Here is a 21,276-nt window from a genome sequence, read left to right as displayed (position 1 = left end):
CAGACCGTATTTTATGAAATTAAATTATTTGATGAAACAGCTTTCTAGTATAGGACGCTTTCTAGCTACAGCTCTGTTTTGCGTGTCAGCGATCGCTTTCGTTTGGCAGGGTGCGTTTTTCTCCAATACTACAGCAGTGGCTGCTCCTGTTACAAACTTGATAGCTGAGGCAGACTTAGGCTCAAAAGTTCAAGGAAAAGTCAGTGAAGATGCTGGACGAGCCAAGAATTTCATCCAAGACACGAAAGATAGCCTCAAGAAAACTGCAAATAAAAATGCCGATCGCGTTGAGCAAGCAACAGATAACGATGGCAATTTTATTGAGCGCAAAGCCAACAGAGATGCAGCTCGAATTGAGAGAAGAGCAGAGGAAGATGCGGCTCGGACTCAAAAAGCAGTAGACAACACAAAGAATGTTGTTGAGCGTGCTGTTGATAACATCAAAGATACTTTTAGTAAATAGATAGCGGTTGCGATAGTAAACAGTCAGAAAACAATATTTTTGTGTATCTGACATTACGAAAGCAACCTCACAAAATCAACGAATTGTCTGAATCTCTACAGATAAAGATAAATTTGTCCAAGCAGTATCAGCAGTGAGAACGGGAAGATTTCTCGCTATTGCTAAAGCAAGACAGGAACGGTTTCCCAAGGAAAGCCCAAACTGTCTTGTTTGCTGGTACAAAAAACCAGTTGTCGCAACCATTTCATTGGAAAATTTCCTGTTTGAGGATAGCAATCAGAACTGGACTATCAAAAACAATCCCTGTCATTTTGTTTCAAAGGCACGATTCATTTTATCGTCTTCGGCAATAGCTTCTTCCTTACGCCATTTCAGAAAATCATCCACAGTATCATCACGTGTTAAGTATTGCTGCGCTAGCGATCGCGCTTTTGCCAAAGCCTGGTGCTGTGGAATAAGCTTAATATTACCATTCTCTTCACGGATAGTTACAATATCGCCTTCCACCATCTTCAGCTTTTTACGGATAACGGAAGGTATTGTTACCCTGCCGCCTTTTTGTATTTCTACACGATAGTCCATTTTTTGATTCTATACAAATTTACTAAGTTTGTACAAAATTATTTTAATCTAAAAATATTGAAGTGGACTGCCACTAACTGAAGGAAGACCTTGCTATAAATACGGTATATCACTGAATCAAAAAGTTGTAATGACAAAGTAGGCGGTCTTCTTGACTGACATTGGGGTTAGTCTTTAGATAATCATTTAGCAAATTACAACCGTGTTCTAACAAACTGTCAAAGTCTAAAGTTTTAGCACTCCAGAGTTTGATACTTCCATCCCAGCTAGCGGAGGCAATTATTTGACCATCAGGGAGGCTGAAACTGACACCATACACACCCCCATTATGTCCAGAGATAGTTTTTAGTAAAGTTCCGTCTATACTCCAGAGCTTGACAGTTTTATCTAAACTTGCAGAAGCGATTATTTTACCATTTGGGCTAAAACTTACGTCATATATCCCATCATTATGTCCCTCGAAAGTTTGTAACAACTTGCCATCCTCAGTATTCCAAAGTTTCACAGTTCTATCTAAGCTGCCAGAGGCAATCATCTTACTGTCGGGACTAAAACTTAGACCGTAAAGCCAGTTGCTATGTCCAGTAAAAGTTTTTAACAACTCGCCTTTAATGTTCCAAAGTTTTACAGTTCTGTCCCAACTAGCAGTAGCGAAAGTTTTACCATCTGGGCTAAAGCTGATTCTATAGATTTGATCTGTATGTTCTGACTTAATTCTTTTCAGCAACTTACCATTAATATTCCACCATAGTATCCAATGTTCTCCATTGTAATCTCCATAACCAGCAGATATTAAAGTTCTACCATCAGGACTAAAACTCACACCATTAACGTGGTTACCATGTTCAGTAAAATTAATCAGTAATTCACCATCAATAGTCCAAACTTTAACTGTTCCGTCCCAACTGGCAGAAGCAATGAGATTGCCATCAGAACTAAAGCTGACAGTTCGGATGCTATCACTATACCCGGTTAAGGTTTTCAATAATTTTCCACTTGTACTCCAGAGCTTCACTGTCCAGCCTCCTTCTGTTGTATCCCAACTAGCTGAAGCTAGTGTCTTACCATCAGGACTGAAACTGACACTTAAATGAGCGCTTCCTTGCTTTCCGTCAAGGCTCTTTAAAAAAGGACCGTCTACGCTCCAAAGTCGTACAGTTTTGTCTGCACTTGCAGTAGCAAGAGTTTTACCATCTGGGCTGAAACCTAGGCCATAAACAGCATCAGCGTGTCCAGATAAAATTTTGAGTAAGCTGCCATCTAAACTCCAAAATTTTACAGTTTCATCGATACTAACAGAAGCAATAGTCTTCCCATCAGAGCTTATACTTGCACCCATCGCCCAATTATCATGCGCTTTGATATCGGTAAGCAGATAACCATCTGCTGTTTGTAAAAGTTGCACAACACCGCTATCACCTGCACAGATAATAGTTTTACCGTCACTACTAAAATTAATACTTCTAAGAACACCAGTGTTCACATTGAAAGTATTGAGTAAAGTACCATCAAAGCTCCAAAGTTTTATCTTGCCCTGCCAAGGAGGTTGATCCCAACCACCAGAGGCAATAGTCTTCTTATCTGGGCTAAAACTGACAGCTTTGACATCCCCACTATGAGATTGAATAGTTTTGATTAAATTCCCGTCATTGACACTCCAAAGTTTAACTGTTCCATCTCCACTAGCTGACGCTACTATTTTATCGTCAAAGTTGAAATTGACACCCCATATTAAATTGCTATGTCCTTGGAAAGTTTTTAATAAAGTCCCATCATTGACACTCCAAACCTTTACAGTTTTGTCTTTACTACCAGAGACAATGAGATTTCCATTGCGGCTAAAAGCTACAGCATTTACTTGATCCGTATGTCCTTTGAAAGTTTTTAGCAAAGTGCCGTCAATACTCCAAAGTTTTACGGTGTTATCCCAATTTGCAGTAGCGATAGTCTTGCCGTCAGGACTAAAAATCACATCATAGACAGGATCTGTGTTTCCTTCAAAACGATTACGCTCTTGAACCCCATAAACTGCTTGTTCAAGAGCTTGCTTAGTCTGAATACCAAGTTTGTCCTTCAACCAGTCTGCTTTTTTTAGCTGTACACCTGCTTTCACAGCTGCAAACAGCGCCCCAAGTCGATCGTTAGTTAACATACGAGCTTCAGACAATGAAGCCAAGGCACTAATTTGTCCCTCTATAGCCTCATCTCGTTGTCTTTCAGCTTCTTTCAGTTCATCAAATCGCTGTTTGTTACTTTCAATTACAAATTCTGTTTCTAGCTTGTTAAGCCAGTTGTTATCCGGAGATTTAAGTACCTTCTCTAACCGAGCAAGGCGATCCACTTCCTTAGTCCAAAGAGCGCCACTACCTGTTTTCCAGTCTTTAGCAGCAGATGTTAAACGCTGTTGCAGGGCTAAATTTTCCTCTTCCTTTTTTATCCACTCCTGCAACTTGTCCCATCCCCGCACTAAGTGGTCATGGGCTGGTTCTATATAAGCTTCTCCTTTTTCCTGCCCTTTAATAATTAGGCGAGCTTTGACGAGACGAGCGATCGCTTCATCCCTTCTTTTGTTTTCTGCTTCATCTGGGTAATCGAGTTCAGACATAAGAACCCGTCGCCGTGCAACTCCTCCCCCTTCAATCGTCAGCATCCGCAGCATCGCTCGCCGCATGGTTGCTCTTTGAGCCTCATCTAATTCCTCAGATTCATATTCCTGAGTGGCACGGCGTGTCACCGAACCTGCAACTCCTCCAAGTACCCTGTAATACTCTTCTTTTAAAGCTCTATCAGTAGCTTCTCCCTTCACCCACTTGTTGTGAAGAATAATGTAAAGTTCGCTCAAGGTAAACGATAATAAAGGCAACGCTCCCGGCATTTGTCCAATTTCATCAATTAATTTGCTAACAAGTTCCGGTGGCTCAAAATATAGCGCTTGTTTGAGCGCGGGACCTTCAATTGCCTGACGCAATTCATCAGAATTCATTGGACGAACTGGAAAACGAGCATTTTCTTTTTCCCAATGTGACTTCAAAGGCGAGTTCAGGAAACGTGGTTCAAAGTCAGAACGCAAAGTTACAACAATACGCAGTTTTTGAGGATAATTAGTTATTGTTACAGCCAGTACTTCTAAAAACCGCTGCCACTCTTTCTTATCCTCTTCATTATCACCTTCTTGGGTGCTCCGTGTTAGGGTAATTAACTCTTCAAATTGGTCGATTACCAATAACAAATTTGTTTTATAATTTGCTTTACTCCATATATCTATTAGATAAATCAAGTGTTTTTGGTCTTGCTGTAAGTTCTCAATTAACGGATTTAGATCGGCTAAAATTGACTGATTTAAACTTATTAACTGTTCGAGTTCTTCTTGCTGACGGCATAGAGTCTTTAGTTCTGTGAAATAATCAATAATTAACAAGAGCTTTGCTTCTTTAGTCGCACTCTGCCAAATATCAGCTATTTTGGCTATCTTTTCGGCTTCTAGTTGTGCTTTTTCATCCTTTATATGTTCTAGTGGCTGGGAATTTTGTGCATTTTGAGATAGATCGATTTGTAATTTGAAAATTTTATCTAGGAACCTAACTTGAGCTAGTTGACCAATAAGAGTAACACCAACAATTGGTAGAATTGCTCTTGCCAATGCAGTAAAAGGAGATTCCCCAGGACGCATAGGGTCAAGAATGTACCATTGTTCTCCTTTATTTCGTAACAAGGGAATTAATCCTGCTTTAACAAGACTCGACTTACCAGAACCGGAAGCACCTAAAACTACAGTTAGCTGTTGGTCAGACTTGGAGATGCGATCGCACAGTTCTTCAATTAGTTCTTTTCTGCCAAAAAAGAAGTGAGAATGCCTTTCATCAAATGGCTTTAAACCTCGATAGGGATTATTGTTTTCATCAAGTGGCGGTGCAAATTTGAGATGATCCAGCTGAAATCCTTCTGTTGTAAAGATATACTCGCCTCTATCGTGCTGTTTTAAAGGCCAAAGACCTGGAGTTTGGAATTCACTCACTCCATCTTTGTCTATTAAACAATCCCGCAGATAAAGATAAAGTTCGGGAGCAGTAACTATAGCATCCCCAGTTAAATCTGCTTCCCCTTCTAATCCTTTAATCAGTGCGTTAGCAAAAGGTGAGTGCAGAGAACTGCTATTTATTCCTCGCTCATCAGTTAAAAAATCTATGGCTTCTTGGTTGTGTGCTGCTGAAGTAATAACTTGCCAAGCTGGATACCTAATAAAGCGGTCATAATGCTCCCTGTGAATCTTTTCTGGAACTGGAATGACATTTCTGGTACTCGACCAACGAAAATTACCAGCAAAGCAACAGTCTAAAATCACCAATAAATGATGACAATGAAGATCGGTTAGTGCATCGTGGAGCTTTTGCATAGGAAGGAAAGTTTCTAGCTTTCCCAACTGAGCATTTTGAGGAATTAAATAGCCTGCTGGTCCATCTTGACTGTTGCGTGCAATACCATGTCCGGCAAAGTAAAATAGTAAACGAACGGCATCAGCTTCCGTTGGCTTAATTTTATTAGGTAGTGTTTCACTTAACAGTGTATTTAATTTTTCTAAAGTTGCTTCACTGTCAAACAAGCGAATAACTTCTTGATACTGACAGTTGGTTTCTAAAATATGAGCTATTTCACTTGCATCGTTAACTGGCGTTAACAGTGGATGGATACCGTTTTTATAATCATTAATACCAATAACTACGGCTATATTGCGTTCAAAATTTGTTCTATCAAGACTCCAAGACATCACTTACCTTCAACAAATTATTGTAGTTAAAAAATTAACTTGAAGTTAATATCTAAATGAATGATGAGTAAATAATTTATACTGCTTGAGTCATTTAGAGAATTAACTTGGTGAGATGCACTCAAAAATAAACAGCGATTATGTTCAAGCTTTAAGAAGAAACGTTAAAATGTTGTTAAATAGTTACACCTTTTGTTTAATATAGAGTTCTACTTGTTCTGTTGTCCATCCTTCACTAGCATAGGCGGCAGAACTGACGTTTTTTTTGGGTGGAGCCTCTTCGGTAGCAAAAGCTGCCATAAGTTTTTCGAGTGGGTTAGCAGCCCTATCTGGGTTTTTTCCGTTGATAGTCTTGTCTAAAGCTGGTATTTCTAACCAATCGAAGCTAGTCGCATCAATCGTTGCAAAAACTTTGAGAACGTCGGTTCCTTCCTTGACGTCTTGTGGAAGACTTGTCTGAATTCGCCACGTTATCTCTTGCCCTGGCGCTAAAGGTTGATAGGCAGCACCGCTTGGGTATCCTTTGACAATACTCCAATCAGCTTGAATTGCCAGTACAGTGATATTGAGAGTTTGAAAACCTTCATTACGGATACGCAGGCAAGCGAATTGATTTACATCAAGAATTGGTACATTACCAGGAGCGTTGAAAGGTATTAATTCTAGCTTGTCCCCAGGTTCATAATCTTCTGGTATTTGACATAACTCTACTTTAATCTTCCCTTGAAGAGGGGATGTGGTATCGTGATTCTTTAAATCCAAAGTGGCGTAGTATTTAGATAGATGTACCAACCGTTTCACTAAGTTAACTGCGGCATCACGATCGTCAACTTTCAGCGCTGGTCGCAAATTAGCAATTGCTGTTCCAGAGCGGAGAATCTCATACTCACCCACCGCGTTAATAGTAACTTGGTAGTCAGAGTCTTTATCGTTAGAAACTTCCACCCAACCCTTGCCTTCTGTTATTGCAGACTCTATTGCTGTGAGTCCAGCATGAGTGTCTATACCAAAAGTTTGGTTATTCTTCTCTGGTGGTAGAATACTCACTTTGCGGATGAGTTTGACACCAGGATTTAGCAGTACAGCAGGAGACCCACTTTGAATGTCCTCAATCTTGGTTTCTCCTAATAATTCAGTAATTTCTGCCCAAGAAATTGCTGCACCGAGTTGTGTAATTTTAACCAGTGCTAATTTATCGGTCTGGCTAAAATCAAGAGTATTTAATGGGTATATGGCAAACTCTGCACCCTTACGCAGACCTTGTGCTTGACCCGCTTGCAACTGCACCCGATTTTTAGTCACATCAACTTGTATGACTGGTACAGTGGGATGAGAGGAGGCTGAAATGCTTTTGAAGATCGTGCGATCGCCTTCGCCTTGCAGCATAGGTGTTTGTCGTTCAAACTGAGTGTGGATTTTAGCAAGGAGACGATTGTGAAGAGTTTTGTAAGTGACTCCTGTTCCCAGCAGCATAAGAGAGTCTAGCAACCAGTAACTCAACGCACCACTGCGCTCATTACCATCAAAAGCATACTCGTAAGCCAACTCATTTTCGCGACAAGCTGCTAGTAGGGTGTAGCCCTTGGGTTCGGGTAACCAGCCACTAGCGGCAGTAATATTGCGTGTTCCTCCAGCTAAATTTTCCCAGGTTGCCATTAATTCCTCAGGCGGTGCAACCAAACTTTCATTAGGTCGGGGTGTTTGGTCAATAACATCCAGTCCCCGAACGTCGGCATCAACTCCTTTAGTTGCACCTCCCGAATGGCAGCTATCTAGTACAACCGTGACAACTAATCCTTTATCTACCATCCTTTGGAGAATTTTTGCCAACTCAAGGTCGCGAAGATACTGTCCTTCTGGTTCGCCAATATCTGTAGGAACCAAAGCCTCATCAACTCCATCGTTTCCCTTCACTTTGGAATAGTTTGTTTTTGTGCGTCCACCGTGACCAGAATAGTGAATATACACCAAATCATCTTTGTCAGCTACCTGGGTCAGTTCTTCAAACTTTGCCACTATATTCTTATAGGTAGGCCATTGCTCTGGTGGTTCTTTTGGCGTAATTGAATTATCCCCATTAGAGGCTGTAAGCTTGAAAAGTTGTGTTCCTGGTACTTTCAATGTATTAAGCAAATATGCTTCTACGTGGTTGATGTCCCGCACACATCCTCTAAGATTCCTGTAGGAACTGCCGTCAGATAATCTATTAGGTATATAGTAATCAATCCCGATTAATAAGGCATAAAACTTGGGCATTTGATTAATTTGGTCAGTCATGAGAATATCTCCTTTACTTAGCTATCAGAAATTACTGGCAACTTCTAATTGAAATGCAGGCTGTTGAATGCCAATACTAGGAATTGATATAAAAAGACTTTATTATAAATAAATACACTTGATTACAGTAATATTCCGGATTTTATGAAATAAAATAGCTTAAGAAAATATAAAGAAGTGAATGTAGGATAAATTCTGTATTTACACTTAAGCTTATTTTAAATTTTGGAGACTCATGGCTTTGAGGTAAAACTGGTCAATGCTCATCACGTCAAATTGTGAGCGTCAGTAGCGAAGAACAACAGGCTGGTTTGTTAGAGTTGGGTGTAGAACATTGACTTCTTTAAAAAAACTTTATTAATTACTATATCTTCATCTCGTTTTAATTAATAGTCAGAAACGAAAGATTCTTTTTGTCGTTTATTTGTATTTTATATAATACATTTTCGGTAATCTTCTAGCGGGAAGGGAGTAGTTTTGTACAAGGAAACGTAGATGGGCACAACCCAAAACAAAGCCAAGGTTGCCTCTGGGTGGCGGTTACACTCTTAGTTACGTTTTTTCAGATCGCACTTTCCCGTTGTTCGGATGCAGCCAAGAATCTACTAGAACACTCTGAGGCGGACATAGCTGTTTTGCATGAGGTACTTTCTTCGGGCAATACTCTTCAACATTTGTTGTCAGTAGTTAGTTATTTCCCACTAACCACTGTACGGGCGCAAGGCATTGCGCCCCTACTAACCAAATTATTAAATCCCCGCACACCTTGCTGCTACTAGATAGCGAAAAATATATTCAACTAACTCAATATAGTTGCGAGCAGTTTCAGGAGAAGTTGCCCAGACAGTAATTCCATGATCGCGAATCAGCAAGGCTGGTATTTCAGGAGGAGTCTTTGTAAACCGTTCTTCAATTTCAGTTGCAATTCGGGCAACTTGTAAGTGATTGGCAAATATGGGAAGGGTGCATTTGGGATTTTCTTCCCAGACTCCCAAACCTTTCAGCATTTCTAATGGTGGAAGGGGTAGACAATCTCCTTGTACAAAGCGAGAAACCAAATTGGCTTCAACTGAGTGGACGTGATAGCAACTGGTTGCTTCGGGAAACAGTCTATAGATTACTTGATGAATTGCTGTCTCAGCTGAAGGCTTCAAACCAGGAGAACTTTGCTCCACTTTACCTTGTGGACTGATGCGAACAAAATCACTCTTGCATAATTCTCCTTTAGAACGTCCACTGGCTGTAATCCAGAAACTACCATCAGGTAACCGCACTGAGAGGTTACCTGCGGTTCCTACCATCCATCCTTGATGGTAAAAATGACGGGCAGTTGCAATAAGTTCAGTAAGATATTTGTCATTGGTCATTGGTCACTGGTCACTGGTCACTGGTCACTGGTCACTGGTCACTGGTCACTGGTCACTTTACTTGTACGAATCTCTGTACGTGTATACTCAGGTGTCCAACCTTGTGTACCAGTAAAATAACGCACTGCTTTTATCCGCCTTGCTGGAGTCAGATAAAACCAGTGTTCGGTTCCTGCTGGTACGTTAATATACTCTTCTGGTTGCACTGTTAGTTCTACCTGGCTGCCATCTGGTCGCACAAAGCCAAAAATGCCTTCTCCATCAATAATGTATCGTACTTCGTCTTCAGCATGAATATGTATCTTGTCAAACTTTGACAGCATAGCATCAAGGTTTGGAATTCCTGGATGCAATACGATTAAGTCGCGTGTTTGGTAGCCTGCTGTTTGCTGCAGTTGCTTGAAGTAGCTATCTAACAATGTTAAGACTTGTTCTTTTTCATCTTCGCTCAGGCTATCTTGTGCTAAAAGTTGGTGCAACTGTCGATTGTCTCCCACTGCCCAGCGATTAAGTTGAATATTTAAAGGTGCGAGTTCTTGTGTAATATTATTTAGATCGGTGTGTCGTGTTTTATCTTCGAGTTGTAGAATTGCCATATACTACCTCGTAAAGCAGGATATATTGTACGGTATTTTTATAGATTATATGTATTTTTTTATCAAAAAGTTGGAAAGTACACAGGCATTTTTAAAAAAAATTTAGTGGAATTTTACGTAATTCTGTCAAAACGATTTGAATAATTTTTATAGGTATTGGGTACTGGGGAATAGGAAGTGAGAATTGATTTCTTACTCCCCACTCCCCACTCCCCACTCCCCAATTTATAACTGTTTATAAGGAAATTGATTGTTCATGTCCTTAATTGATGAAGTCAAACGAGTTTGCGATCGCTTAGCTCCTCTTGGATGGCAGGATTTACTGCGACAACACGGATTAGATATCACTGCAAGTAACCTCAAGCAGGAGTTAACAAAGGACTTACCAGCTATCAAGCGTCAGATTCCAGGATTTGAAGATTTTGCTTTTGAAGGCAAACGCGGAATAGAAGCAGGAAATCCATCTCGTAGTTTGCTCTTTCATGCCTTCGCTTCACCCAATATTTTTCTAGGTGCTCAAAGTACAAATCTCAACGCATACCCAACTCTCGCCGAACTCGAAATCATTGAAAACTTTGTTTACGGCGTACAGCCTCCTTCCTTGCAAGATTTACGAGTTCGCGCTCAAAACCAACCAATAGCGATCGTTGTCTTCGCTTCAGAATATCGCCCTGGCGCGGAAACGGTTCACCGCAAGCACGCAGATCTTTGCCTTTCGCGCACTGGTGTGACTAGAGTAGGAACGGCTGAACCACTATACGACGCCAAGGCGCGAGGATTTTTACCATTTGTTGAGTCCGATCCAGCAAGTCTCCGTGTTTTACCTGCTCGTTATTCTGCTTATATTGCAGTTCAACGCCAAGGTAATCCAGATGCTTTCGGTCCAATGCGTTTTCAAACAGGAGATGACAGCAGGTTATTCTGGGTTCCACTCCACAAACTCTTTGACGGTACAGAGTGCATTCGCGATTTGAACTTGCAGGTGAGTCTGCTTTCCCGTCACGTCAATCAGAAACTGCGGCGAGTTCACCTATCCTTAAAAGGTACGGGATGGGGTGAGCCTGACATTAGCAATTCACCCTTCATTTTTTCTGAAGGTATTGCTGAGCTATCCACGAAAGCGGAGTTTGGCACTGGGCTTTTGGTTCCGGTTGTTCACCCAAATCTTATTGAAGCCGCAAGATATCAAGGTAAACTACTCACTTTTAGAGTTCCAGAGAATAGTTCGACTCTCTCCTCTAGCTTAGAAATTCCTGCTGATGGAGATGCAAGACACGCTCCTGAGTACGTCCATGCTCGTCATAGAGTCTTGTCAAACGGTCAAATCGAAAACCTGAACGATCGCCAAGATGTAGAATCCGTAGTCCGAACTGGTGGGTATGATGCTCAGCACTATGTAGATTTTACAGGTGATGGATGGGTTGAAGCTATCTGTCCTGAGTTGGCAGTGGCAATTCCTCGCCGCATCCCTGCTTATTCTCTAGTCACAGCGCCAGATTTCTTCCCCAATTGCGACCAAAGAGAACTTTTAGAATGGACTGAGCAGTCAGTCCCTGCTAGACTGAGGAACAATCTTTGGAGGATTCCACCAGACACTTTATCTGATGTGCGGTTGGCTCCCAATCTTCAGTTAGAAGATGCAGACTTTCGCCCAGAAGATAAAACTGTGACTGCTATTGTCTCGCCACCTGTGGCTGGCTTGGTGCGACAAATGCCGTTAAGCGATTCCCCAACAATGCGACACGCGTATCTGCCTGATGCAGCTGCTGGTGTATTTGCTCCTGGTTGGGATATCAGTACGGATACAACTGCTGAAGGCGTCAATCACTTGTCATCTTACGGTTTGGGTAGCCCTTTCCCAGAAGATGCAAAACTTTGTGCGGCACTCAGTACATTTTGGCCTGCAGTGGCTCCTGATGCGGCTCGCACTTTCCAACCAAATCCCAATTGGCCTACCGTTAGTCCTCTGACAGATGAAGAAATTGGTCAGGTTGGCAACCAATCTTGGGACGGGGTGACTGGTCCGCAAAAGGTGACAAGGAATGGTAGAAATTTTATAGAATATCCTGATTTTGCCTATGGGGATTATGTTGAGAACACCTTGCAGAAGAAATTCTCCATATCCCTCACAGGTCAAGTGGATGTGCGCGAATATGAAGCCAGAGTTTTGGCAATGGCAAATGTTTACGGTGTCTTGGGGCTGAATACCCTTCAAGCTAAGGGTCAATGGAGCGTGTTTTCATTCCGTAAAGTCATTCCAACTGATGCGGAATTGATCCAGGCACAAACTCAAACTGGAGCTAGACTGAGTGGTACTATCTATAGGTTTGAGATTTATCGACCGGGCAATATTTTAAATTCAGACGATTTTCGCAAACGTCTCGTTGAAATTACAGAAACTGTAACGTTATTTGTGACACCTATCAACATCTTGTTAAAACGTGGCAATGGTAATTGGTCTAGCAGACGCGTGTAGTTTTGATGTTGTTGTAGTGGGTAGCGGACCCGGTGGTTCTGCTGCTGCTATTTGGTGCGCTCAAAAGGGCTTACAGGTTGCCCTGATTGAAGCAAAACCATTTCCGCGATCGCATCCTGGTGAAACGCTGCATCCCGGTATTGAGCCACTCCTCAACCAGTTAGGTGCTGCTGAGTCAGTCTTAGCGGCTGGTTTTGTGCGCCACAGTGGAAATTGGGTGCAGTGGGATGCAGAACGCCAGTTTATCCCTTTTGGCGAAGATGAATCGGGAGCTTGGTTGGGATTTCAGGCGTGGAGAGCCGATTTTGATAGTATTTTGCTCAATCGGGCAAAAGCTGTGGGTGTCACTGTGATGCAACCCTGTCGCGCATCTCAGGTACTTGTGGAGGGGGGTAGAGTTGTTGGTGTTGAAACGTCTCAAGGAACTTTGAGAGCATCTAAAGTTGTTGATGCTGGTGGCAATCGTCATTGGTTGGCTCGACAATTAGGATTGCAAATTCAGCAACACTCTCCTCGCCTCATTGCTTATTACGGTTATGCCACAGGAGAGTGTCCAAAACGAGATGATTCTCCTGCGATCGTCGCTGATTCTCATGGCTGGACGTGGACTGCTAGAGTGCGATCGGGCTTCTATCAGTGGACGCGTCTGTCGTTAATGGGTGAGAAAATTAAAAAAGACTGGCTTCCTGAAGAGTTTCAGAATCTTACAATTCATGAGAAAATGCAGGCAGCCGATGTGACTTGGCGAATTGTTTCCCAACCTGGTGGATATGGTTACTTTATAGTTGGGGATGCAGCTGCGGTTCTTGACCCTGCATCCAGTCATGGGGTGTTGAAAGCCATCATGTCTGGTATGTGGGCGGGGCATTTAATTACTGCACAGTTGTTGGATAATCTCAGCGAGACTCAAGCGATTCGGGAATACTGTCAATGGCTCGATCATTGGTTTCGCCATGATGTAGATAATCTTAGCAAAATGTATGCTAAGTTGCCTACTTCATTTTAGGGACTTTTGTCAGGTTTTGAGAGAGAATTAGCATTTACTCAAATCAGTAATGCCTCGAATCCCTTGTGTATTAAGCATACCTAGCCAAAAGTTCAGGTAACATCCCCACACTTAGTATAGGTCAAAACTCAACTGTAGGAGAGCGACACGGTCAGATAAAGTGTCGTATATTGTTGCTCTGTAAACCACATGCAACCAGAACGCATTCAATCACTATCCGGACTGGATGTGCGATAAGTTATGTAGTTTACTGCTCTTTATCTGCCCATGTAAGAGAGGGAATCTTGGAGAGGTGGGAGATAAGGGAATGGCTTGCACGGGGCTATATTCCCTTGTCCCCCTTTACTTATTCAGTGACCAGTAATCAGTGACCAGTGACCAGTGACAAATTACTTGTCGATAAAATCTTCTAAAGAAGGGACATCTACCCAAGTTGACTTAGTATTTGATTCTTGCGATATGTCCATCAATAACTGAGAATAAACTCCTTCTCTCAAAGATGGAACTGTTTGCTGCTTGCGGTCAATACCTTGTACCCATTGGTCTACAACTCTCATAAATGCAGAAATTCGACCATCAGCAAAGTTTTTTGGAAATAGCAATCGGTTAGGTATTTCTATTTCAGTCAAGGGTTTACCTAGACTGGAAGTCCAAACGTGGAATCCGTGGATGTAGTCTTTTTGATTTTCACTTCCCAAAACTAAACTACCACGATCCCCATAAACTTCTACCCAATGGGTGCGTTGTGCGTACACCACAGCACTAATAGACACTTGACAAGGAGTTCCATCCGCCAATTCTAGGGTCAGCATACAGGTATCATCTGTTTCCACTGGCTTGAGTTCTCCAGTCTTGGGGTCTGGTCTTTGAGAAATGGCAGTACTGAAATGAGCGTTTAATCTCCGTACAGGGCCAAATAACCAGTGAATATAATCAAAAGTATGGGAACCTAAAGAACCCAATGCACCGCCTCCTTGGTCTTTACGAGAATACCAGTTCCAGGGGCGTGTAGCATCCGAACGAGAAGAACCCAACCAATCAATTTTAATGAACCGCTTGGAACCAACTAAATCTTGAGACAAGAGTTCAGAAAACAATTGCCATCCCGGTACAAAACGAAATTCAAAATCTACAGAAGCAATAACACCTTTTTGCTGGGCTAACTTATACAGTTCTTGAGCTTCAGCCGCATTCATGGTAACGGGTTTTTCCAATAACAGATGTTTCCCAGCTTGCAGCACAATTTTTGCCATTTCGTAATGTAAACTTGGCGGTGTGGAAATACTGACTGCTTGTACTTCAGGTAAGCGAACAATGTCTTCTACCGTATTGGAAGCATGGGGAATATTGTAGGATTGCGCGATCGCTTTTGCTTTATCTAAATCTCGATTATAGACAGCAACTAGTTCTGTATTAGGATGAGCTTGAAATCCAGGTATGTGAACTTTTTGCCCAAACCCCGTGCCAACAACTGCAACACCAATCACCGCTAGATTATTTCCTTATAGTACAATTTTCGCTAGTATATCATCTCCTCAAAAGAATAAAAAAGTATCAAATAAGACTATAGCAATTCCTACTTTCGTGAGGTACAGAATAATGAATTAACCGCAGATGAACGCGGATGGACGCTGATAAATTTGTACCTCAACAGACTAGGAAACGCAATAATATGGGACTTACGCACGCTGTACGAATTCTTGGCGGTTCGATAAATCAAGGTTTTTAGCAATTTTTGCGTAAGTCCTGTAATATTTGTTTTAATTAATGATGAATGAGTTGAAAATGTAAACTTATAAAACAATACAGCTTGTTTGAATATTAAATGCTATAATTATATTCTTGTAGATAAAATTAAGTATAAACTGTGACAGTGTAACTCCCATCTGGTGAGGAGTACGTGAACTGGAGTAATCCAGAGTAATAAGGGAGCAATTCGGTTACTGGCTCCACCATGACTCAACTTGAACTTGTTTCAAGTCGTCCGCTTAAGGGTCATGACGCGCGGGAGATTAGCCAGTCTCAAGCGTCGGACAAGGAACATGGCTGCGTCACACAGTGCAACACCGGAATCCATCTGCCTTGCCCAAAAGCCGTGTCGAGGCAAACAATACCCTGTAAGGGAGTGCTCAAATGAGCAACGTAGTCTGGGGTCGGTTAAGTCCGATTAACCCCAGATTACTCCAAATAATTCTTATTTTTGGCTACTTAGTTACGTTGTATATTATTTCACTAATAATTTGTCAATATATGTCTTGTCAAAGAATAATGACAAAACAGTATTTTGTACTGTTAAATTTATGCTTTTTTCAATACAATTAATAAAAAGATACGGTAATTGTATGCAAATAAGGGATTTTATGATATAAACACCTGAGGGGCTAGCTTCTAAACAAAGTTAATGGCTAATGGCTAATGGCTATTAGTACTGTAGGTAGTGGTGGGCTTTAGCCCTACCTACGTATAGTTCAAAAATCAAATAGGAATCCTATAGCTAATGGCTAACTGCTAATTACTAATGGTTAATAGTGGGATGGGAAATTTTTTCTCTAATAACTAATACCACTTTGAAGAGACTGTTTAAATCCAATTAAATCCAAAATCCAAAATCCAAAATCCAAAATTGTATAGTTATGCGGGGCGCAAATTATTTGAACGATGGTTACGATCGCTCAATTGAAAAACAAACAACTGACGACATTCAAGAAAAAATCATTGCAACACTTTTATTTTGTTGCGGGTTAGTTTCAATTCTCACAACCGTTGGAATTGTCGTCATTATCTTTCAAGTAGCGTTTGAATTTTTCCAAGAAGTATCCTTAGCTAAGTTCTTCTTAGACACAGAATGGACACCACTATTTGCAAATAGACATTTTGGGGTGTGGCCATTAATTAATGGCACTTTACTCACTACGGTTATTGCAATGGCTGTTGCAATTCCTTTAGGTTTATCTTCTGCTATTTATTTAAGTGAATATGCTCAACCAAAAGTAGCAGCCATTTTACGTCCTGCGGTGGAACTTCTAGCAGGGGTGCCAACAGTAGTTTATGGTTACTTTGCTCTGTTATTTGTGACTCCCTTTCTGCGAAGTTTTCTCCCACTAGAAATCTTTAATGCCCTAAGCGCCGGTTTAATGATGGGAGTCATGATTACCCCTACCGTTGGTTCTATTAGTTTAGATGCCATACAAGCTGTTCCTCGTGCTTTGCGGGAAGGCGCATTTGCATTGGGACTCACAAAACTCGAATCCATATTCAAGATTCTCCTACCTGCTGCTCTTTCGGGGATCGCAGCCTCAATCATTCTGGGAATTTCTCGTGCTGTAGGTGAAACAATGACTGTTGTCATCGCTGCAGGACAACAGCCAAAGTTGACTGTTAACCTCTTTGAGTCAGTAGAAACCATGACAGCTTACATGGCTCAAATTTCTGGAGGAGACAGTCCTCGCGGCAGCCTGAATTACAAAACTTTATATGCTGTGGGAGCCGTTTTATTTTTGATAACGTTGGCTCTCAATATTGCCAGTAACTGGATTACAAAACGCTTTAAGGAGAAATACGATTAACGGCATGGCTAATTCAATTTACCCAGATAATTTTCAACAAAAAGTAGACGAGTTTACCGACAATATAGACCGTAGAGAAACAGTAGGCAAAGTCTTTGAAATCCTATTTTTGCTTGGGTTGCTCATTGGTTTATTTGTTCTTGCTCTTCTGATTTTTGATATTTGTAGCGACGGATTGGGAAGATTTTTAACCCCAGGTTTTATTACTGAAACACCTTCGAGGTTTCCAGAACGCGGTGGTATTCTTCCTGCAATTGTCAGCAGCCTATTACTGGGTTTCATCGTCATTTTAGTTTCTGTACCAATAGGAGTAGGAGCAGCTTTGTATCTTGAAGAATATGCACCAAAAACTTGGTGGACAGATATCATTGAGATTAATATTAGTAATCTGGCAGGTGTTCCTTCTATCGTCTACGGATTACTGGGATTAGGCGTTTTCAATTATCTTTTAAGCTTTGGCCCAGCATTGATTTCTGGCGCACTGACTTTATCTTTGCTATCTTTACCAGTTATCATTGTGACTTCTAGAGAAGCTATTCGCTCGGTTCCCGATTCTCTGAGAAATGCTTCTTATGGTTTAGGCGTCACAAAGTGGAAAACCATCAGCAATCATGTTATACCTTATGCTGTTCCAGGAATTTTAACGGGTGTGATTATTTCAGTGTCCCGTGCTATTGGTGATGCGGCTTCTCTGATTGTGGTTGGAGCCGTGAGTTTCTTGACATTTAGCCCTGGTTTGTTTCAACGATTTATGGCATTGCCCATCCAAATTTACTCCTATATCACTCGTCCAGAACCAGGTTTTTCTAACGCAGCAGCAGCAACTATTATTGCTTTAATGCTCGTAATTTTAATTCTCAATGGTGCAGCAATCTATATCCGACAAAAATACTCGCTACTCCGATGATAGATATTGGGGAGTAGGGAGTAGGGAGTAGGGAATAGCCATTGAATTATCCAATCCCCACCACTAACCACTAACAACCAACAACTAACAACCAACCATTACATCATGACCTACAACAATCCAAGAAACAGACCAAGTGGTGCAACACAGTCTCGACAAGATAACTCAGTTTTTGATGTCGAAGGTGTTAGAGTTTTCTACAGCGGATTTATGGCACTTCAGGAAGTTTATCTGAATATTCCTGAGAGGCAAATTATAGCCTTTATTGGTCCTTCTGGTTGTGGTAAAAGTACCTTGTTACGTTGCTTTAATCGGATGAACGATTTGATCCCCGGTGCAGAGGTTAAGGGAAAACTCCATTACCGCAACAAAAATATTTACGACACAAGTATTAATTCAGTCAAATTACGCCGACAAGTGGGTATGGTTTTCCAAAGACCAAATCCTTTTCCTAAATCCATATACGAAAATATTGCCTTTGCACCACGTACAAATGGCTATAAAGGAAATTTGGATGAACTGGTAGAGCAGTCGTTACGTCAAGCGGCTTTATGGGATGAGGTAAAAGACAAACTGAAATCCAAGGGGACAGCGTTATCAGGAGGACAACAGCAACGTCTTTGTATTGCACGTGCGATCGCAATGAAGCCTGATGTGCTGTTAATGGATGAACCCTGTTCTGCTTTAGATCCCATCTCTACACGTCAAGTTGAAGAACTTTGCCTTGAACTCAAGGAACAGTACACTATCATTATGGTGACTCACAATATGCAACAAGCTTCACGAGTCGCTGACTGGACAGCTTTCTTTAACACTGAAGTCGATGAACACAACAAACGTCGAGGAAAATTAGTCGAGTTCAGTCCTACAGTGCAAATGTTTGATGCTCCTACAACTAAGGAAGCAGCAGAGTACATCAGTGGGCGTTTCGGATGAACTACCACAAGGTTAGGCGTTTCCCTTTTCAACTGTTGCAGTTGCTTCATAGAGCCAGTATGCTTGTTGCCACTGCCGACTTTCCAACCAGAATATTTATGAATTGACTTGAAATTGGGTCTTTTCCGCAATCCTTTGAAGAATACATTGTACGCTTGCTTTAGCTTAGAGACTTCCAAATAAAAAAATCTCCCAAATTTCTTGTGGTACGGGCGTCCTCGCCCGCCACCAATATAGAACGGGCGGGGACGCCCGTCCCACAAGATGAATAATTTATTTCTTGGAAATCCCTTAATCCAAAAGAAGCCTCTCAATAGATTTAACACTGGCGGAGTTTCAATCCCGCAAGGGGGTTTCATTATTCGATAGAGGCTGGTAAATAAACCTTAAATTTTGTCCCCTTTCCGAGCTGGCTATCTACCTTCAAAAAACCGTTGTGACTTTTAACAATACCTAAAACGGTTGAAAGACCAAGCCCTGTACCTTTGCCAAGTTCTTTCGTCGTAAAAAATGGCTCAAAAATTCTCTCCAAGATTTCTGGGGGAATACCAGTCCCAGTATCGGAAATAATTAGGGCAACATAGGAGCCTACGTGACTCTCAAGGTTTATGTTAGCGTATTCTCGATCAATTGCAATATTTTCAGCAGAAATACTGAGATTCCCACCATTGGGCATGGCATCACGGGCATTGATACAGATGTTGAGTATAATTTGATAGAGTTGTGTGACTTCTCCAAAAACAGGCCAAAGCTCCTGCGGAATATCAGTGTGGAATTGAATTGATTTTGGAAATGTCTCTAAAATAATTTGCTCTACTTCCCAAAGTATATACTTGATTTGTAGAAAAGCGCGACCGCTTTCAACTCCTCGTGCAAAGGACAACAATTGCTTGATCAAATTTGCTCCCCTGTGAGCATTTGTTTCTACCAATGTGAGAACGCGTTGCTTCTTCTCAGGAGTCAGTTCTTTACGCAATAGTTCAGATGCCATTAGAATTGGCATTAATACATTGTTTAGGTCGTGTGCCATCCCGCCTGCTAAAGTTCCGATACTCTCCATTCTTTGGAGACGGATAAATTGGGATTCAAGTTGTTTTTTCTGCGTAATATCAGTATTAACAATCAGTATTGCTTTTGGCTGCTTCTTCTCATTCCGTACAAGTGTCCAACGACTTTCAACAACAATTTCTTGATGGCCTTTCGTAATTTGATGTAACTCTCCTTGCCATTCTCCTTTCTCAAGAAGAATTTTTTTGGCTTCTTCAACTTGAGGTAAAGTATGTTGGTACAAAAAGTTATGAACTTTCTGTTCAAGCACTTCTGCTGATGCCCACCCATACAACTTTTCAGCACTTTTGTTCCAAAATAGAATTTGGTTGTTTAAATCTTGAACAAAAATAGCATCTGTCGTGATATCGAGGAGAGCAGCTTGTTCTCTGACTTTTTCTTCTGCTTGCTTGCGCTGGTTGATGTCATACCACATGCCTACGATTTCTTGAACATTACCATTTGGGTTTTGTACCAACTTTATCTCATCACACATCCACTTGTAAGTCCCATCCTTATGCAAAAAACGATACTCCAATACGAGATGTTCTTGTTCAAATAAACACGATAGTTGAGTCAGAACAGTTGCCAAATCATCAGGATGGATGTGCTTAATCCAAAAGTTGTGAACCTCTATAAAATCCTGAGGTTGATACCCCAGTTGAGCCGTAACATTATCACTAATAAAGGTTATTGCTCCATCTTCACGAGGATTGCGAGTATAGATAATAGCTGGGCTAGATGAAAGTAGATGTTCCAAGCGTGCTTGAGCCGAAAGGCGTGCTGCTTCTGTTTGTTCTAAGACTTCAATTTTCTGTTGTAATTCGGTCTCCCTAGCCACTCGTTCAGTTACATCCTCAATGATGGTAATTGTACCGCTTTGTGGCGATTCTTCTACAAGGGGTGCAATTCGCACAGTTTGTAACATCATCGGTGAGATATTTTTACCGATACTTGATGGCATTGGAATAAGATAGCGGTGCAAACGTTGTGAAAGAATAATAACTTGACCGCTTAACGCTTGATAATAAAAATAATTTAATCGACGCTGTTTTAATTCTGGATAAATTTCTAGTAAGTTGCGTCCAATGATTTCTTTTGAACTCAAGCCACTATGGATTTCTAACCAACGATTCCAGCTACAAATATTTAAATCGGCATCTGTTGTTAGAATTCCCCGATCGGCAAGATCGTTTAACCAGTGTAACATGGCATCATTTTTTGGTTTATCAATGTTAATATTATTCATTGTTTTTATAAAAAAATATTAAATTAGATATATTATGCC

14 protein-coding genes are annotated in these 21,276 nt (G+C 41.2%); 6 read left to right on the top strand and 8 right to left on the bottom strand.

The genetic code is table 11. The features are described 5' to 3' along the window. The first annotated feature begins 13 nt into the window (after window positions 1-13). A complete protein-coding gene (locus WA1_RS13950) occupies window positions 14-463 on the top strand; it encodes a hypothetical protein (protein WP_017747742.1) in 450 nt (149 codons plus the stop codon). A gap of 75 nt (window positions 464-538) precedes the next feature. On the opposite strand, the gene WA1_RS54935 is transcribed toward WA1_RS13950, so the two are convergent. The 6 genes from WA1_RS54935 to WA1_RS13925 form a co-directional block, all read right to left on the bottom strand. Further along, complete coding sequence (locus WA1_RS54935; RefSeq protein ID WP_017747743.1) at window positions 539-706, bottom strand: PIN domain-containing protein; 168 nt, start codon at window positions 704-706, stop codon at window positions 539-541. A gap of 63 nt (window positions 707-769) precedes the next feature. Next, window positions 770-1,045, bottom strand: a complete 276-nt coding sequence (locus WA1_RS13945; protein WP_017747744.1) for an AbrB/MazE/SpoVT family DNA-binding domain-containing protein — start codon at window positions 1,043-1,045, stop codon at window positions 770-772. Window positions 1,046-1,154: 109 nt separating this feature from the next. Next, entirely contained in the window at window positions 1,155-5,810 is a 4,656-nt protein-coding gene (locus WA1_RS13940) for an nSTAND1 domain-containing NTPase (protein WP_017747745.1), read from the bottom strand. A gap of 183 nt (window positions 5,811-5,993) precedes the next feature. Further along, entirely contained in the window at window positions 5,994-8,087 is a 2,094-nt protein-coding gene (locus tag WA1_RS13935) for a caspase family protein (RefSeq protein ID WP_017747746.1), read from the bottom strand. 749 nt (window positions 8,088-8,836) lie between these two features. Then, the gene (mtnB, locus tag WA1_RS13930; protein WP_017747747.1) at window positions 8,837-9,454 is read right to left on the bottom strand and encodes a methylthioribulose 1-phosphate dehydratase; all 618 of its coding nucleotides are present in this window, start codon (window positions 9,452-9,454) and stop codon (window positions 8,837-8,839) included. A 38-nt stretch (window positions 9,455-9,492) separates the two neighbouring features. Further along, complete coding sequence (locus WA1_RS13925; protein WP_017747748.1) at window positions 9,493-10,050, bottom strand: 1,2-dihydroxy-3-keto-5-methylthiopentene dioxygenase; 558 nt, start codon at window positions 10,048-10,050, stop codon at window positions 9,493-9,495. Between the two features lie 256 nt (window positions 10,051-10,306). On the opposite strand from WA1_RS13925, the gene WA1_RS13920 reads away from it, so the two are divergent. Together WA1_RS13920 and WA1_RS13915 are read left to right on the top strand one after the other, a co-directional pair. Then, window positions 10,307-12,526 (top strand): hypothetical protein, encoded by a 2,220-nt coding sequence (locus WA1_RS13920; RefSeq protein ID WP_017747749.1) that lies wholly within the window; start codon window positions 10,307-10,309, stop codon window positions 12,524-12,526. Next, on the top strand, window positions 12,498-13,532 hold the full coding sequence (locus tag WA1_RS13915) for an NAD(P)/FAD-dependent oxidoreductase (protein WP_017747750.1): 1,035 nt from the start codon (window positions 12,498-12,500) through the stop codon (window positions 13,530-13,532). Before WA1_RS13920 ends, WA1_RS13915 begins: the two co-directional genes overlap by 29 nt. Window positions 13,533-13,921: 389 nt before the next feature. Here the strand turns inward: WA1_RS13915 and WA1_RS13910 are convergent, their stop codons facing one another. Further along, window positions 13,922-15,019 carry a Gfo/Idh/MocA family protein gene (locus tag WA1_RS13910; protein WP_017747751.1) on the bottom strand — a complete coding sequence of 366 codons (1,098 nt, stop codon included), beginning with the start codon at window positions 15,017-15,019 and terminating at the stop codon, window positions 13,922-13,924. Window positions 15,020-16,165: 1,146 nt separating this feature from the next. On the opposite strand from WA1_RS13910, the gene pstC reads away from it, so the two are divergent. From pstC to pstB, 3 genes are all read left to right on the top strand, one after another. Beyond that, the gene (gene pstC, locus WA1_RS13905) at window positions 16,166-17,098 is read left to right on the top strand and encodes a phosphate ABC transporter permease subunit PstC (protein ID WP_017747752.1); all 933 of its coding nucleotides are present in this window, start codon (window positions 16,166-16,168) and stop codon (window positions 17,096-17,098) included. Between the two features lie 4 nt (window positions 17,099-17,102). After that, on the top strand, window positions 17,103-18,005 hold the full coding sequence (gene pstA, locus WA1_RS13900) for a phosphate ABC transporter permease PstA (protein WP_017747753.1): 903 nt from the start codon (window positions 17,103-17,105) through the stop codon (window positions 18,003-18,005). Between the two features lie 105 nt (window positions 18,006-18,110). Next, the gene (gene pstB / locus WA1_RS13895; protein WP_017747754.1) at window positions 18,111-18,941 is read left to right on the top strand and encodes a phosphate ABC transporter ATP-binding protein PstB; all 831 of its coding nucleotides are present in this window, start codon (window positions 18,111-18,113) and stop codon (window positions 18,939-18,941) included. 358 nt (window positions 18,942-19,299) lie between these two features. On the opposite strand, the gene WA1_RS13890 is transcribed toward pstB, so the two are convergent. Next, the gene (locus WA1_RS13890) at window positions 19,300-21,237 is read right to left on the bottom strand and encodes a PAS domain S-box protein (protein ID WP_017747755.1); all 1,938 of its coding nucleotides are present in this window, start codon (window positions 21,235-21,237) and stop codon (window positions 19,300-19,302) included. Window positions 21,238-21,276 lie beyond the last annotated feature (39 nt).

It is taken from the genome of Scytonema hofmannii PCC 7110, from assembly GCF_000346485.2.
Taxonomy (GTDB): Bacteria; Cyanobacteriota; Cyanobacteriia; order Cyanobacteriales; family Nostocaceae; genus Scytonema; species Scytonema hofmannii.
The sequence above is the reverse complement of the archived record's forward strand: the minus strand, read 5'-3'. Positions and strand labels throughout refer to the sequence as shown.